This is a genomic window from Pseudonocardia lacus (assembly GCF_018531445.1).
Taxonomy (GTDB): Bacteria; Actinomycetota; Actinomycetes; order Mycobacteriales; family Pseudonocardiaceae; genus Pseudonocardia; species Pseudonocardia lacus.
This window is the reverse complement of record NZ_JAHDTH010000014.1, coordinates 41948-67948: the sequence shown is the minus strand read 5'-3', so window position 1 is coordinate 67948 and position 26001 is coordinate 41948. Positions and strand designations below refer to the sequence as shown.

25 protein-coding genes are annotated in these 26001 nt (G+C 74.0%); 12 read left to right on the top strand and 13 right to left on the bottom strand.

The window, feature by feature from the left end; translation table 11 throughout:
- Window positions 1–584, top strand: a 584-nt coding sequence (locus KIK08_RS05390; RefSeq protein ID WP_214401867.1) for a hypothetical protein, incomplete at its 5' end; no start/stop codon positions are given.
- Between the two features lie 24 nt (window positions 585–608).
- Here KIK08_RS05390 and radA read toward each other — a convergent pair.
- Window positions 609–1970 (bottom strand): DNA repair protein RadA, encoded by a 1362-nt coding sequence (gene radA, locus KIK08_RS05385; RefSeq protein ID WP_214401866.1) that lies wholly within the window; start codon window positions 1968–1970, stop codon window positions 609–611.
- Window positions 1971–1975: 5 nt separating this feature from the next.
- Entirely contained in the window at window positions 1976–2740 is a 765-nt protein-coding gene (locus KIK08_RS05380; protein WP_214401865.1) for a copper chaperone PCu(A)C domain-containing protein, read from the bottom strand.
- Window positions 2741–2992: 252 nt separating this feature from the next.
- Between KIK08_RS05380 and KIK08_RS05375 the strand changes: the two genes are divergently transcribed.
- The 3 genes from KIK08_RS05375 (at window position 2993) to ispF (ending at window position 4738) form a co-directional block, all read left to right on the top strand.
- A complete protein-coding gene (locus KIK08_RS05375) occupies window positions 2993–3484 on the top strand; it encodes a CarD family transcriptional regulator (RefSeq protein WP_075953662.1) in 492 nt (163 codons plus the stop codon).
- 74 nt (window positions 3485–3558) lie between these two features.
- On the top strand, window positions 3559–4242 hold the full coding sequence (locus KIK08_RS05370) for an IspD/TarI family cytidylyltransferase (protein ID WP_214401864.1): 684 nt from the start codon (window positions 3559–3561) through the stop codon (window positions 4240–4242).
- Between the two features lie 28 nt (window positions 4243–4270).
- Window positions 4271–4738, top strand: a complete 468-nt coding sequence (gene ispF, locus KIK08_RS05365) for a 2-C-methyl-D-erythritol 2,4-cyclodiphosphate synthase (protein ID WP_214401863.1) — start codon at window positions 4271–4273, stop codon at window positions 4736–4738.
- Window positions 4739–4791: 53 nt separating this feature from the next.
- On the opposite strand, the gene KIK08_RS05360 is transcribed toward ispF, so the two are convergent.
- On the bottom strand, window positions 4792–6081 hold the full coding sequence (locus KIK08_RS05360; protein WP_214401862.1) for an alpha/beta fold hydrolase: 1290 nt from the start codon (window positions 6079–6081) through the stop codon (window positions 4792–4794).
- Between the two features lie 112 nt (window positions 6082–6193).
- On the opposite strand from KIK08_RS05360, the gene KIK08_RS05355 reads away from it, so the two are divergent.
- Together KIK08_RS05355 and KIK08_RS05350 are read left to right on the top strand one after the other, a co-directional pair.
- Window positions 6194–6670 carry a hypothetical protein gene (locus tag KIK08_RS05355; RefSeq protein ID WP_214401861.1) on the top strand — a complete coding sequence of 159 codons (477 nt, stop codon included), beginning with the start codon at window positions 6194–6196 and terminating at the stop codon, window positions 6668–6670.
- Entirely contained in the window at window positions 6667–7026 is a 360-nt protein-coding gene (locus KIK08_RS05350; protein WP_214401860.1) for a transcriptional regulator, read from the top strand. Before KIK08_RS05355 ends, KIK08_RS05350 begins: the two co-directional genes overlap by 4 nt.
- On the opposite strand, the gene KIK08_RS05345 is transcribed toward KIK08_RS05350, so the two are convergent.
- Window positions 7016–7462, bottom strand: coding sequence for a MarR family winged helix-turn-helix transcriptional regulator (locus KIK08_RS05345; RefSeq protein ID WP_214401876.1), 447 nt, complete (start codon window positions 7460–7462; stop codon window positions 7016–7018). The two genes, KIK08_RS05350 and KIK08_RS05345, sit on opposite strands and share 11 nt — an antisense overlap.
- Before the next feature lie 143 nt (window positions 7463–7605).
- Between KIK08_RS05345 and KIK08_RS05340 the strand changes: the two genes are divergently transcribed.
- On the top strand, window positions 7606–7989 hold the full coding sequence (locus tag KIK08_RS05340) for a tautomerase family protein (RefSeq protein ID WP_214401859.1): 384 nt from the start codon (window positions 7606–7608) through the stop codon (window positions 7987–7989).
- Window positions 7990–8325: 336 nt separating this feature from the next.
- Here the strand turns inward: KIK08_RS05340 and KIK08_RS05335 are convergent, their stop codons facing one another.
- The gene (locus KIK08_RS05335) at window positions 8326–8772 is read right to left on the bottom strand and encodes a VOC family protein (protein WP_214401858.1); all 447 of its coding nucleotides are present in this window, start codon (window positions 8770–8772) and stop codon (window positions 8326–8328) included.
- A 96-nt stretch (window positions 8773–8868) separates the two neighbouring features.
- Here KIK08_RS05335 and cysS point away from each other — a divergent pair, with 96 nt between their 5' ends.
- The gene (gene cysS / locus KIK08_RS05330) at window positions 8869–10260 is read left to right on the top strand and encodes a cysteine--tRNA ligase (RefSeq protein WP_214401857.1); all 1392 of its coding nucleotides are present in this window, start codon (window positions 8869–8871) and stop codon (window positions 10258–10260) included.
- Between the two features lie 5 nt (window positions 10261–10265).
- On the top strand, window positions 10266–11252 hold the full coding sequence (gene rlmB, locus KIK08_RS05325) for a 23S rRNA (guanosine(2251)-2'-O)-methyltransferase RlmB (RefSeq protein WP_214401856.1): 987 nt from the start codon (window positions 10266–10268) through the stop codon (window positions 11250–11252).
- A 4-nt stretch (window positions 11253–11256) separates the two neighbouring features.
- On the opposite strand, the gene KIK08_RS05320 is transcribed toward rlmB, so the two are convergent.
- The 3 genes from KIK08_RS05320 to KIK08_RS05310 form a co-directional block, all read right to left on the bottom strand.
- A complete protein-coding gene (locus KIK08_RS05320; protein WP_214401855.1) occupies window positions 11257–12108 on the bottom strand; it encodes a metal ABC transporter permease in 852 nt (283 codons plus the stop codon).
- Window positions 12108–12878 (bottom strand): metal ABC transporter ATP-binding protein, encoded by a 771-nt coding sequence (locus tag KIK08_RS05315; RefSeq protein WP_214401875.1) that lies wholly within the window; start codon window positions 12876–12878, stop codon window positions 12108–12110. Before KIK08_RS05315 ends, KIK08_RS05320 begins: the two co-directional genes overlap by 1 nt.
- Before the next feature lie 73 nt (window positions 12879–12951).
- Entirely contained in the window at window positions 12952–13950 is a 999-nt protein-coding gene (locus KIK08_RS05310) for a metal ABC transporter solute-binding protein, Zn/Mn family (protein WP_214401854.1), read from the bottom strand.
- A 119-nt stretch (window positions 13951–14069) separates the two neighbouring features.
- On the opposite strand from KIK08_RS05310, the gene KIK08_RS05305 reads away from it, so the two are divergent.
- A complete protein-coding gene (locus KIK08_RS05305) occupies window positions 14070–15173 on the top strand; it encodes a LacI family DNA-binding transcriptional regulator (protein WP_214401853.1) in 1104 nt (367 codons plus the stop codon).
- A gap of 4 nt (window positions 15174–15177) precedes the next feature.
- Here the strand turns inward: KIK08_RS05305 and KIK08_RS05300 are convergent, their stop codons facing one another.
- Both KIK08_RS05300 and KIK08_RS05295 read right to left on the bottom strand, forming a co-directional pair.
- Window positions 15178–15921, bottom strand: coding sequence for a class I SAM-dependent methyltransferase (locus KIK08_RS05300; RefSeq protein ID WP_214401852.1), 744 nt, complete (start codon window positions 15919–15921; stop codon window positions 15178–15180).
- Between the two features lie 16 nt (window positions 15922–15937).
- A complete protein-coding gene (locus KIK08_RS05295) occupies window positions 15938–16546 on the bottom strand; it encodes a TetR/AcrR family transcriptional regulator (protein WP_214401851.1) in 609 nt (202 codons plus the stop codon).
- Between the two features lie 41 nt (window positions 16547–16587).
- On the opposite strand from KIK08_RS05295, the gene KIK08_RS05290 reads away from it, so the two are divergent.
- Window positions 16588–17004, top strand: a complete 417-nt coding sequence (locus KIK08_RS05290; RefSeq protein WP_214401850.1) for an antibiotic biosynthesis monooxygenase family protein — start codon at window positions 16588–16590, stop codon at window positions 17002–17004.
- On the opposite strand, the gene otsB is transcribed toward KIK08_RS05290, so the two are convergent.
- The 3 genes from otsB to KIK08_RS05275 form a co-directional block, all read right to left on the bottom strand.
- Window positions 16958–17719 (bottom strand): trehalose-phosphatase, encoded by a 762-nt coding sequence (gene otsB, locus KIK08_RS05285; protein ID WP_214401849.1) that lies wholly within the window; start codon window positions 17717–17719, stop codon window positions 16958–16960. The two genes, KIK08_RS05290 and otsB, sit on opposite strands and share 47 nt — an antisense overlap.
- On the bottom strand, window positions 17716–19140 hold the full coding sequence (locus KIK08_RS05280) for an alpha,alpha-trehalose-phosphate synthase (UDP-forming) (RefSeq protein ID WP_214401848.1): 1425 nt from the start codon (window positions 19138–19140) through the stop codon (window positions 17716–17718). The genes otsB and KIK08_RS05280 overlap by 4 nt, the downstream gene beginning before the upstream one ends.
- Before the next feature lie 107 nt (window positions 19141–19247).
- Window positions 19248–20660 (bottom strand): threonine/serine exporter family protein, encoded by a 1413-nt coding sequence (locus KIK08_RS05275; RefSeq protein WP_214401847.1) that lies wholly within the window; start codon window positions 20658–20660, stop codon window positions 19248–19250.
- A gap of 688 nt (window positions 20661–21348) precedes the next feature.
- Here KIK08_RS05275 and KIK08_RS41520 point away from each other — a divergent pair.
- Window positions 21349–25986 carry a DEAD/DEAH box helicase gene (locus KIK08_RS41520; protein WP_214401846.1) on the top strand — a complete coding sequence of 1546 codons (4638 nt, stop codon included), beginning with the start codon at window positions 21349–21351 and terminating at the stop codon, window positions 25984–25986.
- Window positions 25987–26001 lie beyond the last annotated feature (15 nt).

The following is a 26001-nucleotide window of genomic DNA, read 5'->3' as shown; positions in this document are numbered from 1 at the left end:
CCCCCGCGGCCCCGCCGACCACGGTCCGGCAGGGCTTCGGCGCGGCCGGTCGCACCGCCAGGGGCACCGAGTCCACGAGTACCGAGTCCGCGAACAGCGCGTCCACGGCCCCCGAGCTGCTGCTGCCCGACGAGACGCCGCGCCGCACCGGCCCGGCGGCCACCCCGATCGCGCTGCCCGCCACCGGGCCCGCGCCGTGCGCCAACGCGGCGCTGGCGGTGACCACCGAGGTCGACCCGCAGGTCAACCGGGTCGGCGGGACCGCGGTGCTGCGCCTCGTCGTCACCAACGTCTCCGACCGGCCCTGCCTGCGCGACCTGGACGCCGCCCGCCAGGAGATCGTGGTGTGGGGCGTCGACGGGGCCCGGCTGTGGTCCAGCAACGACTGCTCGCGCGCCGCCGGCGCCGACCTGCGCACGCTCGTCCCGGGCCAGCCGGCCGCGTTCGCGGTGACCTGGGTCGGGCGCACGTCCACCCCGGGCTGCCGCGGCACGCGGACCACGGTGCCGGTCGGCACCTACAACGTGATGACCCGCGTCGACGACGTCATCAGCCCGCCCGTGCCGATGGTCCGCACGCCCTGACGGGTCGGATCCACGGGCCGCGGCTCAGCGCACGGCGTCGAGGACGGCGCCGATGTCGCGCACCTCGGTGACCTTCATGCCGGCCGGCGCGGTGCCGCTGTCGGGCGGCACGAGCGCGTGGGTGAACCCCAGCCGGGCGGCCTCGGCGAGGCGGCGGTCGACCCCGGCCACCCGGCGCACCTCGCCGGCCAGCCCGATCTCGCCGAGCACCACGACATCGGCTGGCAGCGCGACGTCCCGCTTCGCCGAGGTGATCGCCAGCGCCAGCGCCAGGTCGGCGGCGGGCTCGACGACCCGCATCCCGCCGACCGTGGCCGCGTAGACCTCGGCGTCGTGCAGCCGCACCCTGGCCCGCTTCTCCAGCACGGCCAGCAGCATCGCCACCCGGGCGTTGTCCAGCCCGCTGACGGCCCGCCGCGGGCTCGGGATGTCCTTGCCGGTCACCAGGGCCTGCAGCTCGGCCGGCAGCGGGCGGCGCCCGTCCAGCACCACCGTGACGGCGGTGCCGGGCACGGGCGGCCCGTCGAACCGGTCGAGGAACAGCCCGGACGGGTCGGGCATGCCGACGATGCCGGAGTCGCGCAGCTCGAAGCAGCCGACCTCGTCGGCCGGGCCGAACCGGTTCTTCACCCCGCGGACCATCCGCAGCGTGGAGTGCCTGTCGCCCTCGAAGGAGAGCACCACGTCGACCAGGTGCTCCAGCACCCGCGGCCCGGCGATGCCGCCGTCCTTGGTGACGTGGCCGACCAGCACCACCGGCAGCCCGCGCTCCTTGGCCAGCCCGGTGAGCGCCACGGTGACGGCGCGGGTCTGGGTGACCCCGCCGGGCGCGCCGTCGGCGGTGGCCGTGGACATCGTCTGGATCGAGTCGACGATCAGCAGGTCGGGGCGCAGCGCGTCGATGTGCCCGACGATCGCCCCCAGGTCGGACTCCGCGGCCAGGTACAGCTCGTCGCGCAGCGCGCCGGTGCGCTCGGCGCGCAACCGCACCTGCCCGGCCGACTCCTCGCCGGTGACGTAGAGGACGCGGTCGCCCGCCCTGGCCGCGACCTCCAGCAGCAGCGTCGACTTGCCGACGCCCGGCTCACCGGCCAGCAGCACGACCGCGCCGGGGACGAGGCCGCCGCCGAGCACGCGGTCGAGCTCGGACACGCTCGTCGGGCGGGCGCGCGCCGAGTCGAGCTCGACGTCGGCGATGCGCCGGGCCGGTGCGCTCGGCGCCCCCGCGGCGACCACCCGGGTGCGTGGCGCGGGGGCCTGCGCCGCGGTCTCCTCCAGCGAGCCCCACGCCTGGCACTCCGGGCACCGGCCGACCCACTGGCCGGTCCGGTGCCCGCACTCCGCGCAGCGGTAGGCCGCGCGGGCCGTCCTGGTGCGTGGGGGCACCGCGGTTAGTGGCCCTCGCCGGACTCGGTCTCGCGCTCGGCGGTCGAGTTGGCCACCGGCACCGCGACCTGGACCTCGCCGGCCCGCTCGAAGCGCAGCACGAGCGGGTAGGTCAGCCCGGCCACCACCTCCTCGCGCAGCCCGGTGAGCACGATCTGGGTGCCCTCGTTGACCGCGGCCGGGTCCTCGACGGTGCCCTGGCCCTGGCCGGCCGGGTCGAAGCCGCCGGTCGGCGGGGCCGGCAGGGTGGGCTGGTCGGCGCCGATCGCGTTGGGCTCGCCGGTCGGGGCGACGGTGGCGCTCGGCGCCGCGGCGGGCGCGGTGGTCGTGGGTGCGGCGCCCGGCGCCGGGGTGGCCGTGCCGGTGGGCGCCGGTGTCGGAGCGGGGGGCGCGGGCGGCTCGCCCTCGACGACGAGCACCTGACCGGCCTCGATCTCGGTCTCCCCGCTGATGGTGACCGACGCCGCGGCCGGGCTGGACGCCGACAGCAGCCGGTCGGGGCCCGAGCCGGAGTTGACGATGCTCATCTGCAGGGGCGCGTTGCCGTTGCGCGGGTAGAGAGTGGCGCCCTCGACGCCGTCGGGGAACGCGATGGTGACGTCGCGGACCGCGATCTGGCCGACGTCGGCGCTCGCGCCGCCGACCGCCGCGACCTGCTGGGCGGTCTGGGTGATCTGACCGGCACCGCACCCGGCCAGGGCGACGGCCCCGATCACGGCGGCGGCGACGACGGCTGCTCCGGTCGGGCGAACGAGCGGCTTGCGGCTCACGGGGCGGGGTCCCTCCTGAATCGACGCGTCCAGCGCACCGCGGGGGCCGCGGCGGCGACGGCCGTCCGCGGTGCCGGCGGGACCGGACCAGCCAGGAGCCTAATGGTGGGCGGCCGGTACCGCCGAAAGGGCCGTCGCAGGCACGTTTCCTTCGTGTTGTCAACCCCGTGACCTGCGACGACGGGTGGTACCGGGCGAGAGGGGCCGGTCCGGGCGTGTTAACCTGGACGCAGCGAAAGGGGCAGAGGACACATGGTTTTCAAGGTCGGAGAGACCGTCGTCTACCCGCACCACGGTGCCGCTCTCATCGAGGCCATCGAGACTCGGACGATCAAGGGCGAGGAGCGCAAGTACCTCGTCCTCAAGGTCGCGCAGGGTGATCTCACGGTGCGTGTTCCCGCCGAGAACGCCGAGGTCGTCGGCGTTCGCGATGTGGTGGGCCAAGAAGGTCTGGACAGGGTGTTCGAGGTGCTCCGCGCCCCGCACACCGAAGAGCCGACGAACTGGTCTCGCCGGTACAAGGCGAACCTCGAGAAGTTGGCGTCCGGCGACGTCAACAAGGTCGCCGAGGTCGTCCGCGACCTGTGGCGCAGGGAGAAGGACCGCGGCCTGTCCGCGGGCGAGAAGCGCATGCTCGCCAAGGCGCGCCAGATCCTGGTCAGCGAGCTGGCGCTGGCCGAGGGCACCGACGAAGAGCGGGCCGAGGTCCTGCTCGACGAGGTGCTGGCCACCGCCACCGCCTGAGCGCGGCACCGCACCACCCCGCAGCACAGCACCACCTTGCAACACAGCACTCCACCCCGGGCCACGATCCCCGCGTGAACGTCGATGCGGTGGTCGTGGCCTTCGGTGTTCCCGGTGCGGTGGACGCCCTGACCCCGGTCGGCGGGGTGCCGATGATCGCCCGATCGGTGCGCGCCCTGCTCGCCGGACTGTCCACAACGGAGAGAACCGATCGGGTGATCGTGGTCGTGCCCGCCGAGCGGCGCGACGCGGTCGAACGGGCTTGCGCCGGCCTCCCGGTCGACGTGCGCGAGACCGTGCCGGCGCCGGCCGGTCGCGCGCGGGGTGAGGAGGCACACGTCGGTCAACGAGCGGACCCCTCCCCGGGTGACGATCGGCGCGCCGGTTCCGGCGACGATCCGGTGACGATCCTGCACGACGCGGCCCGCCCGCTCGCCCCGCCCGCGCTCGTCGCCGCCGTGCTGGCCGAAGCCGCCACCGGGTGCGCCGCCGTGGTGCCGGTCCTCCCGCTGACCGACACGGTCAAGCTCGTCGACGACGCCGACCTCATCACCGCCACCCCCGACCGTGCCGATCTGCGCGTCCTGCAGACCCCGCAGGTCGTCCGCACCGCGCTGCTGGTGCCCACCGAGGACCCGTTCGCGACCGTCCTGCGGCTGGCCGCGGAGGGCGCCGTGCGCCACGTCCCCGGCGACCCGGCCGCCTTCCCCGTGCGGACGGCGTGGGACCTGCGGCTGGCCGAGCTCCTCGTGCACTAGCGTCGCCTCGTCGGCGGAGGGGGAGCGGATGCGCGTCGGGATCGGCACGGACGTGCACCCGATCGAGCCGGGGCGGGCGTGCTGGCTGGCCGGGCTGCGCTGGGCCGACGCCGACGGCTGCGCCGGGCACTCCGACGGTGATGTGGCCGCGCACGCCCTCTGCGACGCCCTGCTCTCCGCCGCGGGCCTGGGCGACCTCGGCGCCGTGTTCGGCACCGGGCGCCCCGAGTGGACGGACGCCAGCGGCGTGGCGTTGCTCACGGAGGTCCGCGAGCTGCTGGCGGCGCGGGACTGGGTGCTGGGCAACGCCGCGGTCCAGGTCATCGGGAACCGCCCGCGGATCGGCCCCCGCCGCGCCGAGGCCCAGGAGGTGCTCTCGGCCGCGGCCGGCGGACCGGTCGCGGTCTCCGGCACCACCACCGACGGCCTCGGCCTCACCGGCCGTGGCGAAGGCCTCGCCGCCGTCGCCACCGCCCTCCTGCTGCCCCGCTCCTGACCTCCCGCCCCGCTCCCATCCGGGAGGGGCTGCCCCCCAGGGTCGCGTTCGGGTCACCACGGTGGTTCCGGCGATGTGTGGGGCTGCCCGGGCAGTGGTCGATCCAGCAGGAACGCGCTCACGGCGGCGAGGTGGACGTCCGGCCGGTCGGTCTGGATGCTGTGCCCGGCGCCGTCGACGGGGAGCAGGACGGCCCCGGGGAGGACGTCCCGGTACTCGCGTGCGACCTCCCACGACTGGTAGTCGCACTCGCCACGCAGGATCAGGACGGGGGTCCGGGTCTCCCGGAGCGCCGGGCGCGGATCGGGGGTCCGGCGGGAGTCCCGCACGGTCATCGCGTTCGCCCAGAACCCCAGGCCCGCGGGGTGTTCGCGGTGGTCGCCGGCACCCCCGGCCGGGCAGCCCGGTCGCATGTCGAACCCGGCGACGACCGCCTCGAACACGCCGTCCATCGGATCGTCGGGGAGCAGGGCGTGCGCCGTTCCCGGGCCCACCGCGTTCAGCAGGACGTGCGCCACCGCGAACCGGGGATGCTCGGCGATGACGGCACGCTGGTCGTCGCGTCCGGCCCGGGTCAGGCGGGTGTCGTCGCTGTACGCGGGCGCCCAGATGGGTGCGGGAGAGGACAGCACTGCCCGGTCGACGCGGTCGGGGTGGGCCGCGAGGTAGTTCGCGATGAGCTGACCACCCCAGGAGCCGCCGACGAGTACGAGCCGCTCGGCCCCGAGGGCGACCCGGATGGCCTCGATGTCGGAGACGTGCCGGTGCACCGTGTACTCGCCGATGTCAGCGGGACGGCTGGACAGCCCGGAGCCGAACTGGTGGTAGCGGTAGACGTCGAACCCGCTGCCGGCGAGCGCGGCCGCGATCGGGCCGGTGCTGCCGTCCGGTGCGCCGGGTCCGCCGTGGACCAGGACGACCGGCGTCGGGTGCGGCTGCCCCACCGGCGGCGTTCGCCAGTAGGCGATGCGCGATCCGTCGGGCAGGTCCCAGAACCGCGCGCCGGTGGGGTCGGGCCGTGTGGGGCGCGGCGCGTCGTCGTAGATGAGCCCGCCGCCGAGGACGACCGTGACCAGGACGGACAGCCCGATCGCGCCGATCACCGTCAGCCGCTGCCGTAGCGGGGTGTCCGCCACGCGTGTCGCGCCGGCCCGCGCCGGCAGGCAGCCGACGGCCGCCGCCGCCGCGACCGCCACGGCGGCGGCGACGAGCCGGTGCCCGGTCAGCGCCGCCGTGGCGAGCAGGGCCGTGCCCGCGCTGATCGCCCCCACCGGGACCGTCACGGCGACGAGGACCCACCCGCCGACCCGCCGCCCGGTCCGCTGCCGCCGGCGGGCGGCCACCCCTCGATCGTCTCCGGGCGTCGGCGGGGACGCCGTCATGCGCGTTCCCCGCCCCGTACCCGCACTCTCCACTGGCTTGCCACAACGGAAACAGTAGCGGTAACTTTCCATCATGGAAAACGACGCTGCTCGCATCCGGGACGCCCTGTCGGCGATCGCCGACGTGCGCACGGGCCTCGCCGAGCGCATGGCGTCGCCCCGGTGGTTCCATCCGCTTCTCGGCGTGCTCACCGCTCAGCACGTCCTGGTCCAGGGCGTGGACGACCGCAACTGGACGCTGCCGTCCTTCCTCCTCCTCGTCGGCGGGGCCACGGCGCTCGTCGCGTCCGCTCGCCGATCGCGCGGCCTGCTCGTCGCCTGCCCGAGGGGCCCACGCAGCTGGGCCGTGATGTGCCTGCGCGTCGGCGTCGTGTTCGCCGGTGTCTGGATCGCGGCGGTCGCGGACGACGTCACGACGACGGTGCTGGCGGCTGTCGCCGTCGTCCTCGCGACGATCTGGCTCGGCCGCCGCTACGACGCGGCGCTCCGCCGGGAACTCGACGTCAGCGCGACCCGCATCAGGACACCTGGTGACGGGAGGGCCCGGTGAGCACGACGCCCGCCTTCGACGAGATCATCCACGCGCCGAACCGGCTGCGGATCTGCGCCGCCCTGGCCACCGTGACCGAAGTCGAGTTCGCCACCTTGCGCGACATGCTCGGCGTCGCCGACTCCGTGCTCAGCAAGCACCTCAAGGTGCTGCTGGATGCCGGGTACATCACGCTCGCGAAGCCAGTGGGGTTCGGGCGGGTGCGTACGTGGGCGAGCTTCACCGCCGCCGGGCGGCGGGCGTTCGACGCCCATGTCGCCGAGCTCCGACGGCTCACCACGACCGCTCCGGCCGCCGCGTCCACGGCGGCGGCGCAGGAGACGCCGGCGGGCGCCCCGGGCGAGGTCACCGGGTAGCGCTCCGGCCGTGGGGCGGGGTGGGTCGGTCGTCGTCGACGGGGCGTTCGAGGGCGGTTTCGAAGGCGCGCAGGGTGTCGACGACCAGGCTGCGCTCCCGAGGGGTGAGTGGGGCCAGGGCGCGCCGCCAGGCCGATGCGCTGCCGGTCAGCCAGGTCTCGATCGCGGGGCGGTGGGGCTCGGCGATCCGGACGATGCGCCGGCGGCGGTCGGCGTCGTCCTCGATGCGCTCGACGACGCCGTGCCGGCTCAGGTCGGCGACCATCAGGCTGACCGTCGTCGCGGCGACCTCCAGCCGCCCCGCCAGCTCGTTGACGGTGGTCGGGCCGTCGAACAGCAGGTGGGACAGCAGCGACAGGTGCCGGGGGGCGAGCGCCATGGACCGCAGCTCGGCCGGCACCGGGATCCGCTTCGCCCGCCCGACGAGCCGGGGCATGAGCAGCAGCAGTGCGCGCACGGGGTCGTCGAGCTCGGGGTCCGGCGTCGGCACCGACCTGCCTCCGATTCAGCTTTGACAGCAAAGGTACTTTGGGGTGAACGGTATCGACGGACGGTACCGCCGCCCGACAGGAGCGCACCATGCCCCACCTGCAGGTCCGGCTCTCGGAGGACGACGTCGACGACGCCGTCGCGGCCCGCGTCATCGCCGAGCTCACCGAGGCCATCGCCGCGGTCTACGGCGAGTGTGCCCGGCCGCACGCCGTCGTCGAGATCATCGGCATCCCGCCCGGCCGCTGGGGCGTGGGCGGCGTGCCCGCCGCGCCCGTCCCGGCGGTCACGCTGAGCATGCGCGCCGAGGCCCTCCGGCCCCCGCACGGCGACGCCCGCGCAGCCCGGCTCATCGCGGAGCTGACCGGCGCGGTCGGCCGGGCCCTGGGCGCCCCGGCCGCCGCGCGGACCACCGTCGAGCTGCTCGGCGTGCCGGCCGCTCGTTCCGGCGTGGGCGGCGTTCCCGCGGCGTGAGGGTCCGGTCGGTCGAACTCGCCGGCCCGGACGCCTGCCACTCGGCGGCGGTGTAGCTGCGGGGCGCCCCGTGCTGCGCGCCCCGCCCCGCCCCCGCGGGTCCTCGCAGACCTAGCTGTGTCGCGCAGCGTCGGGTGTGTCGTCGCAGCCCGCCGGCGGGCTGCGAGAGCACAGCCAGCGCTGCGGGGCGCGCCCCGTGCTGCGCGCCCCCGCCCGGGGCGCGTGCTCGCAGAGTCAGTTGCGTTGTGCAGCGTCGGGTGTGTCGTCGCAGCGCGCCGGCGGGCTGCGAGAACACGGTCGGGGCTGCGAGGTGTGCTCAGGACCGACCGCCGGGCGTCAGGACATCGCGTCGAGGCGGGCCTGGGTCTGCTCCGCGGTCAGCTCCTCGATCGGCTGGCTGAGCATCCACTGGTGGCCGAACGGGTCGCGCAGCCGGCCGCCGTAGGCGCCGTAGCCGTGGTCGGCCAGCTCGAAGATCGTGGTGGCGCCGCCCGCGCGCATCCGGGCCGCGACGGCGTCGGCGTCGGACACGTCCAGGCTCATGATCACCGGGATGCCGCCGTCGGTGGGGGCGGGGTCGCCGTCGCCGGCGTCCTTGACCGCGAACCGGACGGGGCCGGCGACCACCATCGAGTGGACCACGCGGCCGTCGCCGTCGGTGTAGCGCTCGACGACCTCCCCGCCGAACGCGGCGGTGTAGAACTCCAGCGCGGCGTCCGCGCCCTCGACGACCAGCCGCGGGTGCAGTCCCACCAGGTCGCCGGTAGCAGTCGATTCGCTCATGGTGGCGATCATCGCGGCGGCCGGCCCCCGCTGTCGTGGACGAAACGGAACTGACCTGGCCGGTCGCCGTCGGCACGTTGTCCGTACTCTGGGATGGTGAGCCTCAGACTGTTCGACAGCGCCACCAGGGAGCAGCGGGACTTCGTCCCGGTGCGGGCCGGGGTTGCGTCGATCTACGTCTGTGGCGCCACCGTGCAGGGCCATCCGCACATCGGGCACGTCCGCTCCGGCCTGAACTACGACGTGCTGCGCCGCTGGCTCGCCCACGGCGGGCTCGACGTCCGGCTCGTCCGCAACGTCACCGACATCGACGACAAGATCATCCTCAAGGCGTACGAGTCGGGTCGGCCGTGGTGGGAGTGGGGTGCGCTGCACGAGCGCGCCTTCCAGGCCGCCTACGCCGCGCTGGGCTGCCTGCCCCCGTCGATCGAGCCGCGGGCCACCGGGCACGTGCCGCAGATGGTCGAGCTCATGCACCGGCTGATCGACAGCGGGCACGCCTACGCCGCAGGCGGCGACGTCTACTTCTCGGTGCGCTCCTTCCCGGGCTACGGCGCGCTGTCCAACCAGGACCCGGACGAGCTCAACCAGGGCGAGGCCGCGGCCGAGGGCAAGCGCGACCCGCTCGACTTCGCCCTGTGGAAGGGGGTCAAGCCGGGCGAGCCGTCCTGGCCGACCCCGTGGGGCCCCGGGCGCCCCGGCTGGCACCTGGAGTGCTCGGCGATGTCGACGTTCTACCTGGGCCCCGAGTTCGACGTCCACGGCGGCGGCCTCGACCTGGTGTTCCCGCACCACGAGAACGAGCGCGCGCAGTCGAACGCGGCGGGCGACCGGTTCGCCCGGTTCTGGATGCACAACGGCCTGCTCACCGTCAAGGGTGAGAAGATGTCCAAGTCGCTGGGCAACGTCGTGCCGGTCGAGGAGCTGCTGCGGCTGGCCCGCGGTGTCGAGGTCCGCTACTACCTGGTCGGCCCGCACTACCGGTCGATGATCGACTACTCGCCGGCGGCGCTGGAGGAGTCGGTGGTCGCGTACCGGCGGATCGAGTCGTTCGTGCACCGCGTGCGCGAGCGGGTCGGCGCGCCCGACGTCGGCGAGGTCGACCCGCGCTTCGCCGCCGCCATGGACGACGACCTGGGCACACCGACCGCGCTGGCCGCGGTGCACGCCACCGTCCGCGAGGGCAACAGCGCCCTCGACGGGGGCGACCGGTCCGCGGCCCTGGCCGCGGCCGAGCGCGTGCGGGCGATGACCGACGTGCTCGGGCTCGACCCGCTCGACCCGCAGTGGGCCACCGGCGACGCCGCCCACGACGCGGCCGCCGGGGCGCTCGCCGCGCTGGTCGACGACCTGCTCGAGCAGCGGGCCGCCGCCCGCAAGGCGCGCGACTTCGCCGCCGCCGACGAGGTGCGCGACCGCCTCACCGCAGCCGGGGTCATCGTCGAGGACAGCCCCGACGGCCCCACCTGGACCTTGAAGGGCGTGTAAGCGATATGGCCGGCAATTCCCGGCGCCGGGGTGCGATCCGCAAGGACGGCACGAAGAAGGGCGCCGTCACGGGCTCCGGCGGTCAGCGCCGGCGCGGCTTGGAGGGCAGGGGCCCGACCCCGCCCAAGGAGATGCGGCCGGGCCACGCCGCCGCCCGCAAGGCGAAGGCGGTGGCCAAGAAGAGCGCCGGGCGCCCCACCGGTTCGCGCGGCGGCTCCGTCGCGGGCAACCGCCGCCGCCCCGGCGACGGCGAGACCCCGGAGACCGTGCTCGGGCGCAACCCGGTGCTGGAGTGCCTGCGCGCCGGCGTCCCGGCCACGGCGCTGCAGGTCGTGGTGGGCAGCACCACCGACGAGCGGGTCGCCGAGGCGGTGCACCTGGCCGCCGGAATGGGCATCTCGATCCTGGAGTTGCAGCGCGGCGAGCTCGACCGGATCGCCGGCGGCGCGCTGCACCAGGGCGTGGCGCTGCAGGTGCCGCCCTACGAGTACGCCCACCCCGACGAGCTGCTGGAGATCGCCTCCGAGTCCGGCACGCCGGGGCTGATCGTCGCGCTGGACGGCGTCACCGACCCGCGCAACCTGGGCGCCATCGTCCGCTCCGTGGGGGCGTTCGGCGGGCACGGCGTGGTGGTCCCGCAGCGGCGCGCCGCGGGGATGACCGCGGTCGCCTGGCGCACGTCGGCGGGCACCGCGGCGAGGGTGCCGGTGGCCCGCGCCACCAACCTCACCCGCACGCTGCGCGAGTACGCCGAGGCCGGCTACATGGTGGCGGGCCTCGACGCCGAGGGCTCGGTCGACCTCGACCACTTCGACCTCGCCGCCGACCCGCTGGTCCTGGTGATCGGCTCGGAGGGCAAGGGCCTGTCGCGGCTGGTCCGCCAGACCTGCGACGTCACCGTCTCCATCCCGATGGCGGGCCCGGTCGAGTCGCTCAACGCCTCGGTCGCGGCCGGTGTCGTCCTGGCCGAAGTGGCCCGCCGCCGGCGCTGACGCCTCACGAACTCCGGGCGGCGGGCACGCGGGCCCGCACGGAGGCGACGACCCGGCAGCCCAGGTAGCAGGCGAAGGCCAGCGCCGCCACGTAGCCGGACACGGGCAGGCCGGGGGCCAGCGACAGGATCGTCCCGCCGACCAGCGACACCTCGGCGAACAGCACCGCCAGCAGCGTGGCCCGCACCGGGCTGGCGGTGACCTGCGCGGCCGCCGCCCCCGGCGCGATCATCACCGACAGCACCAGGATCGCCCCGACGATCGGCACGGCCAGCGCCGTGGTCAACCCGATGAGCACCGCGAACACCAGCGACAGCACCCGGACCGGCACGCCGCGGGCCACGGCCACGTCGGGGTCGGTGCTGGCGAACAGCAGCGGCCGGTACAGCACCGCGAGCACCCCGACGACCAGCACCGCCACCACGGCCAGCACGATGATGTTGGTCGAGTCGACGGCCACGATGGAGCCGGTGAGCAGCCCGAACTTGTTCGACGCCCGCCCGTCGTAGAGGGCCAGCATCAGCACGCCCAGGCCCAACCCGAACGCCAGCACCACCCCGATCACCGAGTCGCGCTCGCGGTGGCGCAGGCCCAGCACGCCGAACACCAGCCCGGCCAGCACCGCCCCGGCCACCGCGCCGATCCCGACGGCGAAACCGGTCAGCAGCGCGGCCGCGCCGCCGGTGAAGGCGAGCTCGGCGGTCCCGTGCACGGCGAACGCCATCCCGCGGGCCACGATCAGCGGCGTCAGCAGGCCGGCCACCAGGCCCAGCACGGCGCAGGCGACCAGCGCGTTCTGCACGAACGGCAGCGCGAGCAGCTCGCCGAGGCCGTCGAAGCTGATGAGGGTGTCCATCAGGCCGGCTCCTCGCCGACCAGCGGGTCGTCGCAGTGCGCGTGCTCCTCGGTCCCGACCACCACCAGCCGGTCGCGCAGGCGCAGGACGTCGACGTCGGTGCGGTAGAGCTCGCTCAGCACGGCCGAGGTCATGACCTCCGACGGCGGGCCGATCCGGAACCGGCCGTCGACCAGGTAGAGGACGCGGTCGACCATCGGCAGCACCGGGTTGATCTCGTGGGTCACGAACAGCACCGCGGTGTCGGCCGCCCGGCGCCGCTCGTCGATCAACCGGGTGACGGTGCGCTGGTGGGCGAGGTCGAGGGAGAGCAACGGCTCGTCGCACAGCAGCACGGCGGGGTCGCCCACCAGTGCCTGCGCGACCCGCAGCCGCTGCTGCTCGCCGCCGGAGAGCCTGCCGACCGGGGCGTCGGCGTACCCGCTGCCGCCGACGGCGGCGAGCGCGGCGTCCACCCGAGCCCGGCGCGCGCGTCGCCCGCGGATGCCCAGGCCGAGCCGGTGGCCGTCCAGGCCGAGGCCGACGAGGTCGCGCCCGCGCAGCGGGAGGTCGGGGTCGAGCGCCTTCTGCTGGGGCACGTAGCCGATCTCCGGCGCGCCCCGCCGGGCCGGGCGCCCGCCGATGCGGACCTCGCCGCGGGCCAGCTCGACCAGCCCCAGCAGGACCCGGACCAGCGTCGTCTTGCCCGAGCCGTTCGGGCCGAGCACGGCGACGAACTCGCCGGGCGCGATGTCCAGGTCGAGCCCGTCCCACAGCGTGCGCCCCCCCATCCGCACCTGGGCGCCGCGCAGCGAGAGCGCGGGTGTGGTGATCCGGGATGTGGTGGTGGGCGCGGTCACGGCGTCAGTTCCCGTTCAGGGCGGCGGACAGGGCGTCGATCTGGGCGCCCATCCAGGTCGGGTAGTCGGTGGTGCCCTCGGGGAGGGTCTCGGTGAACTCCACGACCGGCACCCCTCCAGTCTGCGCCGCGGCCCGGACCTGGTCGGTCGAGGGGGTGGCGGTCTGCGGGTTGACGATCAGCGCGGCCACCGGCTCGGGCGGCCCGAACAGGGTCAGCGTCTCGGCCAGTGCGGCGGCGGGTGGGTCGCTGTCCTCCTCGACGGCCTCGGTGAACGCCTCCGGGGTGACGTCGGTGAGCCCGGCGGCCTCCAGCAGGTACCCCGGGACGGGCTCGGTCGCGGCGACCCGCGCGCCCGGCGCCGCGGTGGCGATGGCGCCCGCCTCGGTGGCCAGCTCGTCGACCGCGGCGGAGAACTGCTCGGCGTTGGCGGTGTAGGTGGCGGCGTTGGCCGCGTCGGCCGCACCCATGTCGGTGGCGAGCCGCTCGGCCAGCTTCCGCACGGTCGGCAGGCTGTACCAGACGTGCTCGTTGAAGGAGCCGTGTTCGTGGCCGTCGTCGGCGGTGTGCTCGTGGCCGTCGTCGGCGGTGTGGCCCTCGCCGTCCTCGGCCGGGGCCAGCCCGGACAGCGCCACGACGTCGATCACGTCGGCCTCGCCGCCGCTCGACTCGACCAACCGGGTCATGAAGTCGTCGTAGCCGCCGCCGTTGACCACCACCAGGTCGGCGCCGGCGACCGCCGCGGCGTCGGCCGGCGTGCTCTCGTAGGAGTGCGGGTCGGCGGTCGGGTCGTCGATCAGCGAGGTGACCTCGACCAGGTCGCCCCCGACGGCTCGCACGACGGCGCCGTAGACGTTGGTGGACGTGACGACGTCGAGCAGTTCGGCCTGGTCCGGGGCGTCGACCGGCGCGCCGGCCGGGGCGTCGGTGCCGCACGCGGTCAGCGTCGCGGTCAGGACGGCGGCCAGGGTCGCGACGAGCGGGCCGGTCGGGCGGTGGGCCATGTTCGGTTACTCCTGCAACTGAAAATGATTGTCGATTCACTCTATCTTGTGACCAGGGGCTCGTCGCACCCCCCGTCCGGCACTTTCCCGGTGAGGCTCTGAACCGTTACGGTCCGGTGATGCCCGGGCCCTCACACGTCCGCCGGCCTGCGACGCTCGCGTCGTTGGCCGCAGAGCTGGGCGTATCGCGGACGACGGTCTCCAACGCCTACAACCGCCCCGACCAGCTGTCCGCGCCCCTGCGCGAGCGGGTGCTGGAAGCGGCGCGCAGGCTGGGGTACCCCGGTCCCGACCCGGTGGCCCGTTCACTGCGCACCCGCAAGGCCGGCGCGGTCGGCCTGCTGCTCACCGAGGCCCTCTCCTACGCGTTCCGCGACCCGGCGGCCACCGGGTTCCTGGAGGGCCTTGCGCTGGCCTGCGAGCAGGCCAACCAGGGCCTGCTGCTGGTGCCGGTGAGCCCCGACCACGTCGACGTCACGGCCGTGCACCAGGCCGGCGTCGACGGCTTCGTCGTGTACTCCGTCCGCGAGGACGACCCGCACTTCATGGCCGTGCTGGAGCGGCCGGTGCCCACCGTCGTGTGCGACCAGCCCACCGGCGTCGAGGGGGTCGACCGGGTCGGCGTCGACGACCGCGCCGGCATGCTCGGCCTCGCCCGCCACCTGACCGGCCTGGGCCACCGCCGGTTCGGGGTGATCTGCATGCGGCTGGCCGCCGGCCACAACGACGGCCCGGCCTCGGCCCAGCGCCAGGAGTCGATCACCTACCCGGTGCAGCGCGACCGCCTCGGCGGCATCCGCGACGGGCTGGCCGAGGTCGGCGTCGACTGGGCCGACGTCCCGGTCATCGAGCGGTTCGAGCACAGCGTCGAGGCCGGCCGCGACGCCGCGGCCGAGCTGATGGCCGCCCACGCCGACCTGACCGCGGTCGTCTGCACCTCCGACATCCTCGCCCTCGGCGCCCTGCAGCACGCCGCCGAGCGCGGCCTCTCCGTGCCCGACGACCTGTCGGTGACCGGCTTCGACGGCGTGCCGGAGGCCGGCCGGGCCGGGCTGACCACGGTCAACCAGCCGGTGCTGGAGAAGGGCCGGATCGCCGGCGAGCTACTGCTGCAGCGCGGCGACCGCAACCGCTCGCGGCGGGTCACCCTGCCCACCGAGCTGGTGGTGGGCACCACCAGCGGCCCCCCGCGCTCCGACCAGCGCTTCTTCTCCGGCTGGTGACGGGTCAGCCGGGCCCGCTCACGACCAACCGGTACCCGGCGTCGAACATGTCGAGGGACGACAGGTCGCGGTGGCGCTCCTGCCAGGCGCCGGACTCCAGGTCGGCGGCGAGCGCCGCCAGCCCGTCGGTCAGATCGCGCGGGTCGGCCTGGGCCAGCATCGAGATGCCCTCCCGGACCGCCGGGTCCAGGTAGGCCGCCGGCCGGCGCCAGAAGGCGGCCCCGAAGCCGTCGACGCAGTCGTGCGGGACCAGCACCGGCTCGATCCGGGCGCCCGGCAGCAGTTCGACGAGCCGGGCGACGGGGACGGCGTGGCCCGCGCTGACCGCGGCGGCGGCCGGCAGGTACTCGCGCACCAGCCAGAAGTCGCGGAGCACCGCCTGGTCCCAGGTGAGGACCACGACCCGGCGGCGGGCGACCCGGCGGAGCTCGGCGATCCCGGCGTCGACGTCGGTCCAGTGGTGGACGGTCAGCACCGCGAGGGCGGCGTCGACGGCGCCGTCGGACAGCGGCAACGCCTCGGCCGTGCCGCGCACGCAGGGGGCCGCCCCGGCGGGGCGCTGCGCGACCATCACCGAGCTCGGCTCGACCGCCACGACCGTCTCCGCGGGCTCGTAGGAGCCCGTGCCGGCTCCGACGTTGACGATGCTGGTCGCGCCCGCCAGTGCGGCGCCCACCCGCGCCGCGATCCGCGGGTCCGGCCGCCGGGTCGTCCGGTAGTCGCGCCCGATCCGGTCGTAGACGGCCATCCCCCGATGATGGTCGCTACCCCTGCCGGCGGGGAAGGGGCCGCCCGAGCCGACCGGTCACGGCCCGGGCCAGCGCCTCCACGTCGGACCCCGGGTCGGGGGCGACCAGTCCCTCCAGCAGCAGCGCGGACAGCCCGTGCACCAGCGACCAGCCGGCCAGCGCGGTCGCCCGGTCGCGCGCCGCGCCGTCGGGCTCGGTCTGCAGCGACCGCCCCGCGCGTTGCTGCGCGGCGACCAGCGCCGGGTCGTCGGCGTGCACGAGGCCGGGCGTGCGCATCACGGCGAAGTGCGCGGGGTGGGTGGTGGCGAAGACCACGTAGGCGACCCCCATCTCGGAGAACTCGCGGTCGGTCACCGCGTCCAGCGCGTCGGCCAGGAGCGTCCACCCCTCGGCGGCGACGGCCGTGAGGAGCCCGGTCTTGTCGCGGAAGTGGTGCGTCGGCGCGGCGTGCGAGACGCCGGCGCGCCGGGCCAGCTCGCGCAGGCTGACCGCGACCGGCCCGTGCTCGGCGATCGCGACGAGCGCGGCGTCCAGCAGGGTCCGGCGGAGGTCGCCGTGGTGGTAGGGCACGGTTCCGAGGGTACCGCGCGTCTTGTCGTTGACAAGATGGTGTCGACGAGGCATCTTGTCAATGACAAGACCTGCCGAGCACGAGGAGACCCGAGATGCCGACCCTGCCCTGGACCGATGTCGAGACCGCCGACCGCACCGCGAGCGAGCCGCTCGTCATGGCCTCGCGGTTCCAGCTGCGCCGCTACCGCGACGTGCTGCCGTTCCTGCGCGACGCCATGCGGGTGCGCACTCTCGTGCGCCGCTCACCCGGCGCGCTGGGGGTGTCGCTGGTGGCGCGCCCGCTGCGCCGTGAGTTCGCCACGCTCAGCGCGTGGCGCGACCGCGAGTCGCTGGACGCGATGGTGCGCGCCGAGCCGCACCGCTCGATCATGGGCCGCTACCGCGCGGCCATGGCCGACTCGCAGTTCGTCTTCTACGCCCCCGCCGAGTACCCGCCGACCTGGGACGAGGCCCGCGGCCGGCTCACGACCCCCGGCGGGCGTCCAGGAGGACGGCCAGCAACTCGGTGACGGCCCGCGGGTCGGCGACCCGGTACGTAGCGGCCGTGTCGCCGTCGCCGACCTTCACCCCGACGTCCCCGGGCCGCAGCCGGGACAGCGCGGTCTCGTCGGTGACGTCGTCGCCGGCGAAGAACACGGCGTCGGCCTTCACCCGCTCGCGCAGCAGGTCGATCGCCGACCCCTTCGACGTCCGCACCACCGACAGGTCGAGCACCGCCTTGCCCGGCACCGCCTCGACCCCCGGACGCGCGCCCGGCCCGGCCGCCACCGCGGCCAGCACCCGCGTGCCCACGTCGGCCGGAGCGTTGCGGACGTGCACCGCGACCCCGGCGGGCTTGTCCTCCAGCGCCACCCCCGGCTCGCCGTCGACCAGGTCGCGCAGCTCCGCGACCAGGCTGTCGAGGAGGGCGCGCTGGTCGTCGTCCAGGACGGCGGCACCGTCGTCGAACTCGCCGCCGTGGCTGCCGACCAGCCGCATCGGCGCCCCGAACCCGGACACCGCGCCCAGGTCGGCCAGGCCGCGCCCGGAGACCAGGGCGACGACCGTGTCGGGCTGGTCGGCGAGCTCGGTGAGCAGCCGCGCCGTCTCCGGCAGCGGCCGCGCCTGCGAGGGCACCTCCACGATCGGGGAGAGCACGCCGTCGAAGTCGAACGCGGCGAGCAGTCGCGGCACCTCGGCCAGCTCGCGCAGGGCCGCGACCAGCGCCGGGTCGAGCGCGCTCACGACTCGTCCGCGGGTGGCAGGCCGAGCGCGTCGAGGAAGGAGCGCGCCCACCGGTCGACGTCGTTGTTGAGCACCTGCTTGCGCAGGGACCGCATCCGCTTGTCGCTCTCGGCCTTCGACATCGTCAGCGCCTCGTACACCCGGTTCTTGACGCCGTCCGTGTCGTGCGGGTTGACCAGCAGCGAGTCCTTGAGCTCGATCGCCGCCCCGGCGAACTCGGAGAGCACCAGCACCCCGCCACCGCCGCTGCGGCAGGCGATGTACTCCTTGGCCACCAGGTTCATGCCGTCGCGCAGCGGAGTGACCAGCATGACGTCGGCGGCGACGTAGAACGCCACCAGCTCCTCGCGGGGCAGCGACTGGTGCAGGTAGTGCAGCACCGGGTGGCCGACGCTGGCGTACGTGCCGTTGATCCGCCCCACGGACTGCTCGATGTCGTTGCGCATCTTCTGGTAGTGCTCGACCCGCTCGCGGCTGGGCGTGGCCAGCTGGATGAACACGGTGTCGGTGTTGTTGATCATGCCCTCGGCCAGCAGCTCCTCGAACGCGCGCAGCCGCACGTCGATGCCCTTGGTGTAGTCGAGCCGGTCGACGCCGAGGATCACCCGCTCCGGGTCGCCCAGGTCGGCGCGGATCTGCTTGGCCCGCTCCTGCACCTCCGGCCGGCGCGCCATCTCGTCGAGCTGGGCGGAGTCGATCGAGATGGGGAAGGCCCCGACCCGCACGGTGCGCTTGCCGTACTGCAGCTCCTTGGTGCCGCTGGCCGTCGCGTCGGTGAACCGGGCGGCCAGCTGGCGGAAGTTGCGCACGCCACCGGCGGTGTGGAAGCCGACCAGGTCGGCCCCCAGCAGCCCCTCGACGATCTCCCGCCGCCACGGCAGCTGCTGGAACAGCTCGGTGGGCGGGAACGGGATGTGCAGGAAGAACCCGATGCGCAGGTCGGGGCGCAGCTCGCGGAGCAGCTTGGGCACCAGCTGCAGCTGGTAGTCCTGCACCCACACCGTCGCGCCCTTGCCGGCGACCTCGGCGGTGGCCTCGGCGAAGCGCTTGTTGACCCGGACGTAGGCCTGCCACCAGTGCCGGTGGAACGCCGGCGGCGCGACGACGTCGTGGTAGAGCGGCCACAGCGTGCCGTTGGAGAAGCCCTCGTAGTAGTTCTCGACGTCCTCGGCGGACAGCGGCACCGGGTGCAGCTGCAGCCCGTCCTCGACGAGCGGGTCGACCTCGGCGTCGGGCAGGCCGACCCACCCGACCCAGGCGCCGTCGCGGCTGCGCAGCATGGGTTCCAGGGCGGTGACCAGCCCGCCGGGGCTGCGCTTCCAGCGCTGCGAGCCGTCCGGGAGCTTCTCGAGGTCGACCGGCATGCGGTTGGCGACGACGACGAACTCGGCGTCGGAGAGCTCGTTGGTCCCGGTCGGCATGGGCCCGACCCTACTGATGGTGCGCGCGCGGCGCGGGCTCTGTGAGCTGCCTCGCGACCGCGCGCGTCCGGGTGGCGACGCTGTGCACCCAGCTGGTCGCGGGCGGGCTACGACGCCCGTGGGCCGACCGGTTCGTCCGCCTCCGCCGGCCCGCCGGGCCGGGGCCGGCGGGGACGGGTGATGAAGTCGCCGAGGGCCACCCCGGCGGCCAGCGCCAACCCGATCCCGAGCGCCAGGGTCACGGTGACCAGCCCGTCGGCGACGCCCTCGACGGCCAGCTGGTAGAAGCCCCGGTAGGCGACCAGCCCCGGTAGCAGCGGGGTGATCCCGGCCAGCGTCACCACCAGCGACTGCACCCCGCCGCGCCGGCGCAGCAGCCCCGCCGCCGCCCCGACGACCACGGCCGCCGCCCCGGTCGCCGCCACCGGCCCCAGCTGCAGCAGCTGCACCCCCGTCCCGTACGTGGCCCAGCCCGCCGCCCCGGCCAGCCCGGCCGCGAGCAACGACCGCAGCGGCGCGTACCCGGCCAGCGCGTAGCAGGCCGCCCCCACCCCGGCCGCCGCCGTGGCGACGCTGAACCGCCCCACCCCCGGCGGCAGCGCCTCGGCCACCTCCAGCGTCACCCCGAACGTGAACCCGATCTTGAGCGCGAGCACGACCCCGGTCAGCAGCCCCGCCGACAGCAACGCGATCTCCGCGGCCCGCCCGGCCGCCGTCACGTAGTAGCTGGCGATGGCGTCCTGCACCGTCCCGACCACCGACAACCCCGACAGCAGCACCGTGATGCCGGCCGCGACCACCAGCGAGGGCCGCGTGCCCTCCGCGAACAGCCCGGTCGCGAACAGCAGCAGCGTCGACCCCGTGGCCAGGAACCCCCCGCAGACCTGCTGGAAGAACGCCGGCAGCTGCCACCGGTTCAGCAGCCGCCCCACCCGGTCGATCAGCGCGGTGACCACGAACGCGACCACCGCCGTCAACGGCTCGGCACCCAGCAGCAGCGCCACCGACGCCGCCAGCCCCGCCCACCCCGCCGTCGCCACCCACCGCGGGTAGGGGTGCGCCGCCCGCACCGCCGTGTCGAGCGCGATGGCCGCCGCCCGCACGTCCAACGCCCCCCGCTCCACCCGCTCGACGACCCGGTTGACCTGCGCCAACCGGCTCAGGTCGAGCGTCCGGTACCGGATCAACCGCATCGACGTCACCGGCGCCGCCGCGTTCCCCCGGTGGCAGCACATCGTGATCGAGGTGAACGTGATGTCCACGTCCACCGTCGGCAACCCGGCCGCCGCCGAGATCCGCAGCATCCGCGCCGTCGTCTCCTCGGCGTTCTCCCCGCTCGACAACAGCACCTCCCCGACCTGCATGCACAGGTCGAGCACCTGCTGGACGTGCGAATCCGACGGCACCTCCGGCCCGATCGGCCGCAGGGCGGGCTGCGTGGGCGGCCCACCGTGCAGCAGGCCGTGCGGGTCGCGACGCAAGGTGCCCCGCACGCGTCGGGTGAAGCGGCGGGGAGTCATGGCGGCCAGGGTAGGGGTGGGCGCGGGGACGACCGGTCGCACTACGATCGACCGCGTGCCGGTGTAGCTCAGTGGTAGAGCAACCGCCTTGTAAGTGACCGGCGCTGAGCGCTGTGCCGGCTCTGCATCCGACCTGCACGGATACCAGATCGTGCCGAGCAGGGAAGTCGAAGTAGGTTGCTCGCGTCTTGATCACCGTTCCGTCGCACTGTAGTGGATCTCGACCATGGTCGTCTCGAGGTACGAGACGGGCTTGTGAGGGTGGCATCCCGCGCCATGGCAGCTTCACGATCCAGGTGCCGGTAGTGCCGAGAGAGGGCGCCGTGCCGCAGACCGCGCGGGGCGGGGTTCACGACCGGAGCGCGGGCCGGGCTGCGACGCACGACGTGGATCGAGTCCGTTCAGGACGACTGGCTCAGGCGGCCGTTCCGGGTGGGAACGCCTGGCCCCACCAGCGCGGCAGCCGGATTCGCCCGCCCCGACTTCACCCGATCAGTGATCAGATTGTGACGATGAGTCCGTAACGCGTCGCTCTCCACAACGACGATCTACAGGACGGTGATCCACGTCGCGTCGGGGCACCACGGGCTGCGCAGCTCGTCGGGGGGTGGACGCATTACGCGTCAGATCGGCTGCTCGGGGGTGGCGAGTGACGACTGGGGTCGGCCCCGTGCCGGGGTGCCTGAGCGTGCTCGATGTCATCCGTGACCGGTCGCGCCGGGCGCTGGACGTCTACCGGGCCGATCCCGGCCTCATCGAGGAGCACGCGAACGGCGAGAGGCGGATCTCGCAAGGCGGCTACGGCGACCGACAGGTCTTCGAGCTCGTGCAGAACGCGGCCGACGAGATCCGGGCGACGCCGGGTGGCGAGATCGCGGTCGTCCTGACCCCGACCCACCTCTACTGCGCAAACGAGGGCAGCCCGGTCACTCCCGAGGGCGCCGACACCATCCTGCGGATGAGCGTGTCGCGGAAGCGCGGCGGGCAGATCGGCCGTTTCGGTGTCGGGGTGAAGTCGGTACTGACCATCTCGGACTCGCCGGAGTTCTTCAGCACGGTCGACGGTGTGCAGTTCGGGTTCGGCTTCGATCGGGAGTGGTCGGCCGGCGAGATCCGGCGCGTCCACCCCGGCGCGGACGAGATGCCGGTCCTCCGCATGGCCCGGGTGCTGGATCCGCGGCGGTCACGTGATCTGGATCGGGTGCTGGACGAGTTGTCGCAGTGGGCGACCACGGTCGTCCGGCTTCCGCTCAAGTCGGGCAGCGTTACCCGGCTGGGGCTGGATCTCCGGTCGTTCCCCGTGGAGTTCCCGCTGTTCTCCCCGCACGTCGGAACGGTCACGTTGGAGGACCGGCGCGGCGGGGTGGTGTGGAAGCGCCAGATCTTCCAGCGGTGCGACGGGGTGCACCGGACGCTGCAGGAGGTCAGGACCGACGACTCGACGATCGACCACCGGTGGCGGGTCTTCTCCCGCGGACATCGGCCGTCCGCCCGCGCGTTGAGCGCCGCCGGTGAGCTGCACGATCGCCCGGAGATCGACATCTCGTGGGCGGTGCCCGGGCGGAGCGGTTCCCGGGGAGTGTTCTGGGCCTACTTCCCGACCAAGTTCGCGACCACCCTGCGCGGCATCCTGAACGCGCCGTGGAAGACCTCGGAGGACCGCCAGGCCATCTTCGACGGGAACGCCTTCAACGATGAACTGATCGGCGTCGCCGCCGAGTTGGTGATCGAGTCGTTGCCGCAGCTCACCACGGCCGAGGACCCGGCCTGCTACATCGACTACCTCCCCGGCCGCGGTCGCGAGGCGCCCCAGTTCGCGGACGAGCGGCTGACCGACGCCATCTGGCGCGTCGCCTCCGGGAAGCCGACCCTCGTCGACCAGGACGGGGTGCTCCGATCGCCTGCACAGATCGAACTGCACCCCGAGGACCTGCGGGAGGAGTGGCTGAAGCTATGGGCCGACCATCCCGGACGTCCCGACGGGTGGGTGCACCACTCCGCCGAGCGGCGGGAGCGGCGGGCCCGGGTCGCGCTCATCCTCGGTCGCGCCGGCCGGTCGGACACGTCCGTCGTCCGGTGGCTCGAGGCGCTGGTCACCGACGGGAAGCCGGAGGGATCCGCGGCAGCCGTGCGGATCGTTGCCGGAATGGTCGAGGCGGGTCACGCCCTGGCCGAGCAGGCGGCGCGGGCCCGGGTGGTCCTCACCGAGTCGGGCGGGTTCGTCGCGCCGGTCCGGGGTGAGGTCTTCCGCCGGAGCACCACCGACTCACTGTCCGATCGCCTGGTCTACGTCGACGAGCGGGTCGTCGACAGTTTCGGTGTCACCTCAGCGCTCGATCTGCTGGGCGTCCGGGAGGCCGATGCCGCGGGCCGGTTCGCCGCCGTCGTCGATCGCGGCTTCGCCGACTACACCGATGATCAGTGGATCGCCTTCTGGGAGCTGGGGCGGGCAGCGGGGGCGGGTGCTGTCCTGGAGGCTTTGCGGGCACAGGCGATCGGGGTCCGCCGAGATGTACGGGTCCGGACGGTCGCGGGCGGGTTCCGTCCGGCAAGTGACTGCCTGCTTCCCGGTCCGGTCGTGCCGGCTGACGGCAGCCGTGACGGGACCGTTGCGGTCGACCTGGAGTTCCACGCCGACGATCGCGAGGTGCTCCCCGGGCTCGGCCTGCTCGACGGCCCCGTCGTCGGGCAGGATCCGACCGAGGAGCCCTGGTTCGAGGAGTACCGGACGTTCGCTTGGGAGTTCCACCTCCGGTCGCTGGACGACAAGGCACACCGTCCGCAGCAGGCGACGATGCGGGTGGACGGCGCGAGCCCGGCAGGCCCGCTGCGCTTCATCCGTGCACTTTCACCGGTCGGGAGAGCAGCCTTCATCGAGAACCTCCCGTCCCACGGCCTCACCACTCAGTGGACCGTCCAGGCGGGTCGTCAACAGAGCACCCGCAAGCCGATCCGATCACCGCTGCTCTGGATGGCGTGGAAGGAAGGGCACCTCCGTACCTCGCGCGGGCTCCGGCCGGTGGCCCATTGCGTCGCGCCGTCGCTCCGGGAGCATCACGGCGTCCTGCCGGTCGCCCAGGTTTCTCCGGCGATCGCTGCATTTCTGCGGCTGCCCTCGTCCCTGGCGAAGGTGCAGCCGGGGATCTGGCGAGAGATCGTGGCCGACGCGGCCGAAAGCACTGACGACGCCTTCCCTGGAAAGGTATACGCCCTGTTGCTGGAGGCCGGGGCGGATTGGCCCGACGGTGCGACGACCCGGTGCCGGATCGGCGACGGGTGGTCCTCCGATACGAACGACCATGCGATCGCGGTGACCGCCGTCCTGGCCGAGTACGAGACGATGGTGCGCGAGGGGGTCCCGGCCCTTCTCGCCCCCGACGCCGCGGCGGCGGACCGGATGGTCGAGGCGTGGGGGATGCTCACCGCGGCGGAAGTGATCACCAAGGAGATCAGGTTCGTCGCGGAGTCCGAGCCGGTGCTGCTCGTCGACCTCTTCCCGCACGTTCGCTCCCATCTCCGTCAGCGGCTGCACGACGGGGAGACGTGGACGTTGACCCGCTGCACCGAACTGGAGGAGATCACCCGAACGCCCAACGGCATGCGGACGACGCAGTTGCCCAGGGCACGGTTCGGGAGTTCGGTCCTGGTGCTGCGACCCGAGGACGACTTCGCAGCGCTCATGGCCGTGGACGACGTGCTCGGACTCGATCTCGGAGCGAGCGGGTGCAGGTCTGTTCTCGACCGTCGTCAGCGGCAGCGCGACACCGAACGGATCCGGGCGGTCCGGGAGGCCCCGACGACCGAGCAGAAGCTCCTCCGGCTGGTCGGCACCGATGCCCTCCGAGCCGGTCTGCCGGCCGGCCTGGAGGAGCGCGAGGTCGCGAGGACGGGATCGGCCCCCTCGCCGGAGCGCGTGGTGCAGCTGGCGGTCAACACGCACGGCGAGGGCATCCTCCGGCACCACAGCAAGGACATCACGGCCGGGAACGTCGAGGCTCCCCGGACCTTCGCCGGCGGCACTGCCGCCCGGCGCTACGTCGCAGAGCTCGGCCTTCCCGGCTCCCTGGCGGGCTCGGCTGCCGTCACCCCTCCCGAGATGGAGGAGGTGGAGGGGCCCGCGGACCTGCCACCGCTGCACGACTACCAGGAACACGTCGCGACCGCGATGGTGGATCTGCTGCTCCAACCGATGCCCGAGCGGGCAATGCTGCGCCTGCCGACCGGCGCGGGGAAGACCCGGGTCGCGGTGGAGGCCGTCATCCGGGTGGTCCGTGAGCGAGGGGTCGAGGGACCGGTCCTGTGGATCGCGCAGTCGGACGAGCTCTGCGAGCAGGCCGTGGAGGCCTGGAAGTTCGTCTGGTCGAAGGTCGGGCCGGAGCAGCGGCTGACGATCAACCGGTTCTGGGGCGGCAACGATGCCGCGCAGGTGCTCGACACCACCCAGCTCGTCGTGGCGACCGACGCCAAGCTGACCAGCCGTCTGCAGGACGAGGATTACGCCTGGCTGCGCCAGCCGTCGATCGTGATCGTCGACGAGGCCCACCGGGCGATCGCCAGGAGCTACACGGCCATCCTCGAGCAGCTCGGACTGACGAGTCGGCGGACCGATCGTCCGCTCGTGGGCCTCACAGCCACCCCTTTCCGCGGGCGCAACGTCCAGGAGACCCAGCGGCTCGTCGACCGTTTCGGTGGGCGCAGGCTGGACGACGGGCTGTTCCCCGACGACCCCTACCCGGCCCTGCAGGCGATCGGGGTGCTCGCGAAGGTGGAGCACAGGGAGCTCCCCGGCGCGACGATCAGCCTCGACCTCGCTCAGCTGGCGGGCATCACCACCTTCGGGACGCTGCCCTCCTCGGCCGAGGAGGAACTCGGTCGGGACATGGATCGCAACGAGATGCTGCTGGAGGCGATCGCGGAGCTCCCCGACGATTGGCCCGTCCTCGTCTTCGCGACATCGGTCAACCACTCGAACCTGCTCACCGCGATGCTCAACGACCGGGGAATCGGATCGACCTCGATCGACAGCTACACCCCGATGCCGGAGCGGCGCAGGAAGATCGAGGCCTACCGGTCGTTGCGGACGCGGGTGATCACCAACTACGGGGTCCTCGCCCAGGGGTTCGACGCGCCGAGGACCCGAGCGGTGGTGATCGCCCGACCCACCTACAGCCCCAACGTGTACCAGCAGATGATCGGGCGCGGGCTGCGCGGGCCGCGCAACGGCGGTTCGGAGACGTGCCTGATCCTCGACGTGCACGACAACGTCGAGAACTACGGCAAGTCCCTGGCGTTCACGGAGTTCGAGCACCTGTGGGGTGTCGGGTGAGGGTGGGACAGGGGC